Source organism: Bellilinea sp. (assembly GCF_053501535.1).
The window spans coordinates 1-8,811 of sequence record NZ_JBRCOK010000157.1 but is presented as its reverse complement, the minus strand read 5'-3'; the positions used below and the strand labels follow the sequence as shown (position 1 = coordinate 8,811).

The window sequence follows — 8,811 nt, the reverse complement described above, 5'->3', positions numbered from 1 at the left end:
ATACCAGGGCAGGGTTGAGGTCAATTTCCAGAATTTCCTCGCAATCCATCATCAATTGAGACAGGCGCAGCATGGCATCTACCAGTGCAGTGCGGTCGGCGGGCGGCTGACCGCGAAATCCGCGCAGTAAGCGTGTGCCGCGCAACTCATTCAGCATTTCTTCAACATCCGCGCGGCTTAGGGGCGCAAGGCGGATGGCGATATCTTGCAAGGCTTCTGCGTAAATACCACCCAGACCCAACAACAGGACAGGGCCAAAGGAAGGATCGCGTTTGGCGCCCAGAATTATCTCTCTGCCGCCGTTCAACATTTTCTGAATCAGGAATTGTTCGGGCGGTTCAAGCCCTTGCTGGCTGAAACGCTGTTCCATTTCCAACATAGCGGAAGCCAGCAGGACTTGATCGGGGATATTCAGTGCAACAGCGCCAACATCAGTTTTATGCGTCACCTGTTCAGAGATGGCCTTGACCACGACCGGGTAACCAATGCGCGCGGATACCTCAACAGCCTGCGAAAGATTGTAAACTTTTGCCCATGGCGCTACCGGTAAACCATAGGACTCACACACCTGCATGGCCTGATCCAGCGCTAGCAAAGCGGAAGACTTGCGACTGATGACCCAATGGGCTTTGCTTTGGGCGTCATTTGGCAAGAATAAGGCAGATGTTGGAGCGGTGCGGAGCAGTTCGAGGCGGCGGTAATGATCACGAGAGGCAGCCAGCGCCTGAATGGCTTCATAGACTTCGCTGAAAATTGGAAAGCCCAAATTTTGTTCCAGATAGTTAAACTCACTGGTTTCGGTGAAGTAGCAAAGCGCAACGGGGATGTGATGCTGCTGACTGAGGGACTTTATTTTTTCGGCAACCTCGCGGGCAATCGGAATCGTTTCGCGGCGGTAGTTGAAAATCAGCAAAATGGCGTCCGCTTGATTGAGCCGGATGGCTTCCTCGATCAGGACAGGATAGGCTTCAAAGTTAAAAACGGTGCCTAAATCCAGCGGGTTCATGCGTTCAATTACGTTGACGCGAAAGAAAGGCTGCGCTTTTTCGATCAATTCATCACTGTAAGGCGGCAGCTCAAACCCAAACTGACTGGCACAATCTACGGCTATGATGGCATGACCTCCGGAACGTGAGAATACTGCCAGACGGTTGCCGCGCACCGGCGGAAGCACAAACCCTTTGCTGTAGATCATCATTTCCCTAAAGGTCATTGCACGGGTAATCCCAAATTGTCGAAAGGCGGCATTGACAATTCCTTCATCGTTTGCCAGTGCTGCAGTGTGTGATTGAGCTATTTGAGCGCTGGCCTGACTGGTATTCGATTTATAGACAATGATCGGTTTGGGAGATTGAGCAGCCAGTTCTACCAGTTGCCGGCCTTCTACAATACTTTCGAGGTAGAGCAGAATAACCTGTGTAGCCGGATCATTGACCAGATAGGCCAGGTAATCACTTTCTTTAAGGTCAACTTTATTACCCACGCTGACCGATTTGGAGATGCCCAATCCGGCTGCAGCAAGCATGTCAATGCAGGTCAAAACCACACCGCCGCTTTGAGAAACCAGCGAAATTGTGCCTGGGCGGATTTCCTGTGGATCGGTTGGGACAAAAATGGTACAAATGCCGCTTTCCGTGCAGATGATGCCGATGCAATTTGGGCCAATGAGGCGCATACCCCATTTTTGGGCAATCTGGTGAATCTTCTTCTCCAATTTTGCGCCTTCTTCTGAAAATTCACTGAAACCAGCCGATTCGATCACAGCATAACGAATTCCATGAGCGCCTAATTCATCCAGTAAACCCGGCACCGTTGCCGCCGGAGTGAGGATGATGGCTAAATCCAGCCCAGCCGGTAATTGTTTTATGGAGTTATAAATGGGACGATCTAAGGTGTAACCTTCATTTCGTCCAAGTAAGTAAAGTTCTCCCTGATAACCAAACTCGATCAAATTGTTGGCTATATGGCGGGCAAGGTTATCTGCTTTGTCGGAGACCCCGACGACAACCAGACTGCGCGGATAAAAGATTTGATTCATGTTTTTCCTCGTGAAACTTGCCGGCATTAGGCGACAAAGGTTTGTGACTTTGAGTTTATTATGGCATAAATTGCCTTTCGATAACTCTCGCGGCGTTTAAGTTTGGAAGAAAAACCATTAATAGGGATGATTAAGGCTGATCCAGCGGAGCGCCGTTCAAACTCGCGCTGAGAGTAACAGGGGTTTGACCACTCAGCGCTACTTCTGTAAAACACATTTGACGTGCAAGGCGAATCAGGTCGCGGATGGTTTCGGGGGATTCCCCCGATTCGACCTGGATTTCGATTTCGAAGCCGTCACAGAATGCTTCGGCATCACCGCGCAGCACCGAACCCTGTTCCCGAAAATGGGCGGTTACTTTGACGATTTCCTTTTGAATGTTCAATTTCTTTTTGGACGCAACCTGCGTCACATGGGAGATCAGTCAAAGCGCCATGCCGGAAACAAAATAGGTCAGGGGTGTTGGGGCTGTGCCTTCACCGCCGGGAATGTAGCTGCCCTCATCACTGATGAAGGCAAACATACGCCCGGTTTCGGGCTGCCCGGCAATGACTTGCTTGCGCCATTTTTCGATCGAACTCGCGGTGGCTTCAACGACAATCTTGCGCTGGTGATCTTTACGATTTTCCACAGGATTCCTCCGGCAGTAGTTCTGGTTAAACAGACTATACCACGAATTTCTCTTTGAAATATTTATCTCTTTTTTATACACCTTTTACCCCGTCCTTATGGTCAAAATCATTAAAACGGGGCATCATATCTTGCGGTTGTCATACATTTACAAAACTTTATAAACCCAAGAGAGGTAGTATGAAATTCAGAGACCGTTTGATTTTGATTATTACGCTAATTCTGGTGTTTGTAATGGGGGTCAATACGGCCTGGATGGTAACACAGGCACGCCAGTCCCTTTTGGAACAGACCCGTTCCAATGCCGTGGCGCTGGCAGAAATGTTTGCTCATTCGGTGGATTTTGCCAACCGGATACCGGGGGAAGTGGACCGGATTGTTGGCAGGCAAATGGTCACACAGGCCAGAATCTCGGCCTATTTGATTGATGCAGCATTGAAAGCCGGTTTGAGCGAAACTCAGATTGAGGACATGCTGCGCGCTATTGTAGATACCACCGATCTGAAAGAGTTCTGGATCACCGATGATAGTGGCACGGTGATTTATTCCAATTTTGATGTCCCCTTTGCCTTCAGCCCCGATCCAAACGAGCAGCCGCAGGCATATGTATTCTATCAACTCATTCAGCAGCAAAACGGAGAGGTGATTCAATCGGCGCAGGTGCGTGAACTGGATTCAAAGCTATATAAATATGTGGGGGTTTCCGGCGTGGACAGCCCGCGCATTGTGCAAGTGGGTGTGGAAGCAACCTATCTGGATGAGGTGACGCGCAGCATGAACCTGCAAACCCTGGTGGATAAGACGGTTTCCGTAAAGGATGTCAATGCTGTCGCCGTCAAAGTAGCAGAGCAGCCGGTCGTTTTCAGCGCTCGTCAGGGTTTCTCGCAATCCGATCTATTGAGTACCGATTGGGAGAACAGCGTTGAGCAAGCATTGAGCGGCGGCGAGGTGGTTGTAGATGAAATCCCCAATGCATTGCGCGTTGTTTATCCGGTTAAGACCAGTTCCGGTGAACAGGCAACCATCACGGTATTCATGAGCACGGCCGGCGTAACTCAGCAGGTTCGTCAGACTTTAATCACAGCCGTGATTGCCACGCTGATTCTGCTGGCTATCAGTCTTGTATCAGCCTTATTCATTGCCAATACCATTACCCGCCCGCTGGGGGTGATTGAGAAAGCCGCCGATCAGCTGGCAGATGGTGATCTGGCTTTCTCTGAAGTCCAGCAGAAGCAACTGGAAGCCATTTACCACCGCAAGGATGAATTGGGCACGGTTGGGCGCGCCTTTCAGCGCTTGGTTGGCTACTTCACCGAAATGATTGAGGTTGCCAACCGATTGGCGGCAGGAGATTTAAGTTTTTCAGTCCAGCCGCGTTCTGAGCGGGACGGCTTGGGGCAGGCTTTCTCCACCATGATTTCCAGCCTCAAGTCCACTGTTCTGCGTCTCTCTCAAAGCTCGAATGAACTGGATAAAGCCTCGGCAGAACTGGCAAATTTTGCCGAACAGGTACGGGTAGCTTCGGAGCAGATTGCCCAAACTATGCAGCAGATTGCCATGGGGTCATCCCAGCAGGCCGAATCGGTTCAGCGTACGGTCAGTTCCGTGCACCAGATGGCGAATGCCATTGATGGTGTTGCTAAAGGCGCACAGGAACAGGCCAGAGCCGTCACTTCTGCATCGCAGGTTTCCAATCAGATGGGGGAGAAGATGCAAAGTGTGGCTGAAACGGCTACCGAAGGTGCGCAAAACGCCGTCAGTGCAGCGCAGGTAGCCCAAAACAGCGCAGAGACACTCAATCAGATGATCCACGGGATGCAGCTGATCAAAGAAAAAGTTGATCTCTCGATGGAGCGGGTTAAGGAAATGGGCAGCCGCTCTCAGCAGATCAGTGTCATCCTGGAAACGATTGAGGATATTGCCAATCAGACCAATCTGCTGGCGCTCAATGCTGCGATTGAGGCTGCCCGCGCCGGCGAACACGGTAAGGGTTTCGCGGTTGTAGCGGATGAAGTCCGCAAACTGGCTGAGCGTTCAGCCCAGGCAACCCGCCAGATCGGCGAATTGATTTCCGAAATTCAAAAAACGGTGCATGAAGCCGTTGAAGCGATGAGCCTGAGCGCCAAAGAGGTTGAAAATGGTGTGGCACAAACCCATCAATCTAATGAAGCCCTGATGCGTATTTTAGAGGTTATCGAACAGGTGCGTCAGCAAGCCGAGGGCATCGCGGTCGCTGTTAAGCAGATTTCCGGTTTTTCGAACGAGTTGATTGATGTCATGGATTCGGTATCCTCGGTGGTCGAGGAAAACATTGCCTCCACCGAAGAGATGTCGGCCAGTTCAAGTGAGGTTTCTGAAGCGATGGAAATGATCGCCAGCATCAATGAAGAAACCAATGCTTCGATTGAGGAAATCAGCGCTGCGGCACGCGAGATGAGCCAGCAGGTGCAGGATGTGACTTCGGCGGCCGTTTCGCTTTCGCAAATGGCGGCTGCGCTGCGCGGCCTGGTGGGTCAGTTCAAAGTATCGTAACCTGTTACACAAAAGAAAACGGCGGAGTTGAACCCTCCGCCGTTTTTCTTGCTTTACCCAACCTTTTTATTTTTCGGTGATTTCGACACCGTCTTTGAAGACGTGCAGAGGGGCTTCGTGATTCCAGATGGCTTCCCAAACTGAGTTAGCGTTGAGAATGACCAGATCGGCATTGCCACCTTCTTTCAAGCCGTAATTGGGGATATTCAGCGCCAGAGCGGCGTTGGTGGTAATCAGGTCGTAGAGGATTTCCAATTCTTCGCGGCTGGTCATCCACATCAGGTGAGCGGCAAGGAAGGCCACTTCCAGCATATTGTTGCGCCCAAAGGGATAGTAGGCATCGGCAATGTCATCCTGCCCGAGAGCAATGCGCACGCCGGCTTTGTAGAGCGACTTGACGCGGGCATAAAGCGGGCCGGTCTGCGGGTCAGAAACCACGCCAATTTGGGCGCGTTTGAGCAGGTATTCGATCTTTCGGTAATAGGGTTCCGGATAAAGGGCCATGGCGCGGGCGTGCTGGGCGGTTACACGCCCTTCCCAGCCTTCTTTGATAGTCTTGACCGCCAGCATTTCCAGTGTGCGCAGGGTGGGGTCGCCGGCATCGTCAATCAGCATCGAAACAGGTTTGTTGTACTTCTTTGCCAGGGCAAACATACGGTCAATGTGTTCCTGTGCATCGGCATCGGTGTATTCAATCCACGGAATGCCGCCAACCACATCCGCTCCCAATTTGAGGGCTTCTTCCACATAATCTTCTGCGCCGGGGTCGCGCACTACGCCGTCCTGCGGAAAAGCGACCACTTGAAGTTCCACTTTGCCTTTGAATTCTTCACGGGCGCGGATGAGGGCTTTTACCCCTTCAAGGCGGGCTTTGGTATCCGTATCGGCAAAGGCGCGGATGTGGGTGTTGCCAAAGCGAATGGCCAGTTTGACCGCTTTGCGGACGTTTTCGATAATCCATGATTCATCGTATTTTTCTTTAACCCGGGCAGCCAGTTCGATGGCGGTCATTGCTCCACCCATTGCCTCGCCCGTATAAGCCCCCAGCGCTTCATCGTCCATCATCGAAAGGGTGTAAACCTTGCAGAGGTGCAGGTGCCCATTGACGAAGGATTCGGTCACCAGATGGCCGTCGGCATCCACAACCTGCTTTGCGTCCCCCTCGATTTTTGGTGCGATGGCAGCGATTTTCCCATCCTTGATGCCAATTTGCACCAGCTCATTTCCTGAAAAGCGGGTTTTGGCGTTCTTGATCAGGTAATCCAAAGTCATTGTTCCCTCCGGAGTGTAGAAATTAAATTATCCTGCCCGTAGTTTGTACGGGCAGGATTTAGATTTTCAGGCTTTTTCGGTCATGCGCTCGCGGATAATCTGCTGGGCAATCAGCGCCCCATCGCGGATCGGTTCATAGCCAGTGCAACGGCACAGGTGTTTATTGAGGGCATTGGCAAGTTCAGTTTCGCCCGCATCCGGTTTGCTTTCCAGCAGGGCATGGAGCTCCATCACAATCCCTGGGGTGCAAAATCCACATTGCACCGCACCTGATTCGGCGATGGCTTTCTGGATGGGGTGTAATTCCGTACCTTTTGCCATGCCCTCGATGGTCAGAATGTCTGCCCCCTGCATTTTGCTGGCGGGTGTATTGCAGGATTTGACGGCTTTTCCGTTCATCACAATTACACAGGTTCCACAGGTGGCATTGTCGCAGCCACGCTTGGTCCCGGTTAAATCCAGCATGTCGCGAATCACATCAATGACCATCGTCTCTTCGTCAATTTCAACGGAGCGGTATTCGCCGTTGATAGTAAAGGAAATTTTCTCGGTCATATCAGGCATACTCCTTTTCCTGTCGGGCTTCGAGAGCTTGTTTGATTTTTTCGGGGGTTACTGGGATTTCGTAGAAGTCAACCCCGATGGCGTCGTAAATGGCGTTGAGGATGGCGGGCGGCGCACCGATGACGGAATGTTCGCCAATACCGCGCGCGCCGAAAGCGCCGATGGGATCGGGTGTCTCAATAAACTCAATGGTTTGCTGCGGGGCCTCTTTATAGGTAGGAATGTGATACTGGAAATAATGCGGATTGAGGATTCGCCCTTGCTCATCGAATTTGACTTCTTCGTAAAGGGCGGCGCCAATTGCCATGGTTACCCCGCCCAGCACTGAGCCGCGAATCTGCAAGGGATTGATCACCTGCCCAACATCAAAGACGGATGCAAAGTGATCCACATAGATCTTGCCGGTTTTCTTTTCGATGCGGATTTCTGCTGCCTGCGCGCCAAATGTATAGGTTACCCCCAGACTGCCCTGCCCGTTTTGATCGGGGTTGGAATAGCGCGGCAGGCGGGCATCGGCCACTGATTGTGCCAGATCGCCGATGGTGATGCCGTTATCGGTGATGTAACCGCGCGCCAGTTGAGTGACGGGGACGCGGATGGATGGATCGCTGCGCAGATAGACATATTCACCATTGTATTCGAGGTAGTCCTCGTCGGTGCGCAACACCTGAGCGGCGGTCTTCTTCAAGCCCTGAATCAATTTTTCTGCGGCGCGGACGATGGCGCGCCCGCCCTGCATGGTGAACATGGAACCAATGGTTTGCCATTCGTAGGGGGAGAACTGGGTGTCAATTTCGTTGTAGCAGCGCACTTTTTCGGGTGGAATCTTGAGGGCTTCTGCGGCAATCTGGCGGACGACCGTGCGCAGCCCCTGTCCAACCTCTGCGCCGCCCATGTTGACCGAAACGCTGCCGTCTATGTTCATCTTCATGTAGCAGCCTTTGGTGGAGAATGGAGCGCCTTTGGGGGACTTCATCACCGCCGCAAAGCCACGCCCATAGTAGAATTGATCGTCTTCTTTCTTTTTTGGCTGACTGAATAAGACTTCCTGAACGCGGTCGGCGCATTTTTCGATGTCGCCATTCGATTTCCACATGCGCTCTCCGAGAGAATTGATGCTGCCCTCACGCAGGTAATTCTTGCGGCGCAATTCAAAAGGATCTATATTGAGTTTGCGTGCCAGCAAGTCCATCATTCGTTCGGTGGCGAATTGGGATTCGGGGTGACCGTAGCCGCGGTAAGCGCCTACCGGCGGTGTGTTGGTATAGACGGTATAACCGGTCAAGTCGCAATGTTCAAATTCGTAGGGGCCGGTTGAGTTATGCGTGGCAGCAATGGTCACGTTGACGGCTGTATCGGAGTATGCCCCGCCGGTATGGTAAACGGTGGTTTTGAGGGCGACCAGTTTACCGTCTCGTTTGGCGCCAATCTTCATCACTGTACGAATGCCGTGTGCCAGCAGGGTGCTGGTAATATCTTCTTTGCGGCTGGCAACCCATTTGACCGGCCGTCCGGGGACAAAACTGGCAATCCAGGCGACGGTTTGTTCAACCGTGATGTCGGATTTGTAGCCGAAACAGCCGCCAATATCAGGGATGTGAACGCGCACATCCGAAACCGGCACGCCGTAGGAATGGGCAATGTCATCGCGAATGATAAAGGGGCAGATGGAGGATGACCAGATTTCGATCGTGCGGTCCTCTTTGAACCAGACGATGGAGCCGTGCGGTTCGAGGGCAGCGCAGGAACCAAGGGGATAGTTGAATTCGCCTTCG

7 protein-coding genes are annotated in these 8,811 nt (G+C 52.1%); 1 reads left to right on the top strand and 6 read right to left on the bottom strand.

Annotated elements, in window-relative coordinates; translation table 11 throughout:
- The 3 genes from ACWIZX_RS14500 to ACWIZX_RS14490 form a co-directional block, all read right to left on the bottom strand.
- Positions 1-2,038: acetate--CoA ligase family protein (locus ACWIZX_RS14500; RefSeq protein WP_448336288.1), on the bottom strand; the 2,038-nt coding region annotated here is incomplete at its 3' end.
- A gap of 130 nt (positions 2,039-2,168) precedes the next feature.
- Positions 2,169-2,423 (bottom strand): hypothetical protein, encoded by a 255-nt coding sequence (locus ACWIZX_RS14495; RefSeq protein ID WP_416181013.1) that lies wholly within the window; start codon positions 2,421-2,423, stop codon positions 2,169-2,171.
- A gap of 39 nt (positions 2,424-2,462) precedes the next feature.
- A complete protein-coding gene (locus ACWIZX_RS14490; protein WP_322791658.1) occupies positions 2,463-2,669 on the bottom strand; it encodes a hypothetical protein in 207 nt (68 codons plus the stop codon).
- A gap of 179 nt (positions 2,670-2,848) precedes the next feature.
- Between ACWIZX_RS14490 and ACWIZX_RS14485 the strand changes: the two genes are divergently transcribed.
- A complete protein-coding gene (locus ACWIZX_RS14485; protein ID WP_448336287.1) occupies positions 2,849-5,200 on the top strand; it encodes a methyl-accepting chemotaxis protein in 2,352 nt (783 codons plus the stop codon).
- Between the two features lie 66 nt (positions 5,201-5,266).
- Here the strand turns inward: ACWIZX_RS14485 and ACWIZX_RS14480 are convergent, their stop codons facing one another.
- From ACWIZX_RS14480 to ACWIZX_RS14470, 3 genes are all read right to left on the bottom strand, one after another.
- On the bottom strand, positions 5,267-6,472 hold the full coding sequence (locus tag ACWIZX_RS14480; RefSeq protein WP_448336286.1) for an amidohydrolase family protein: 1,206 nt from the start codon (positions 6,470-6,472) through the stop codon (positions 5,267-5,269).
- A gap of 66 nt (positions 6,473-6,538) precedes the next feature.
- Positions 6,539-7,027, bottom strand: a complete 489-nt coding sequence (locus ACWIZX_RS14475; protein WP_322791661.1) for a (2Fe-2S)-binding protein — start codon at positions 7,025-7,027, stop codon at positions 6,539-6,541.
- 1 nt (position 7,028) lies between these two features.
- Positions 7,029-8,811: xanthine dehydrogenase family protein molybdopterin-binding subunit (locus tag ACWIZX_RS14470; RefSeq protein ID WP_448336285.1), on the bottom strand; the 1,783-nt coding region annotated here is incomplete at its 5' end.

Bases quoted from the DNA above. Each gene is read 5' to 3' on its own strand.
- ACWIZX_RS14485 (WP_448336287.1), top strand. From the start codon at position 2,849: ATGAAATTCAGAGACCGTTTGATTTTGATTATTACGCTAATTCTGGTG.
- ACWIZX_RS14475 (WP_322791661.1), bottom strand. From the start codon at position 7,027: ATGACCGAGAAAATTTCCTTTACTATCAACGGCGAATACCGCTCCGTT.
- ACWIZX_RS14480 (WP_448336286.1), bottom strand. From the start codon at position 6,472: ATGACTTTGGATTACCTGATCAAGAACGCCAAAACCCGCTTTTCAGGA.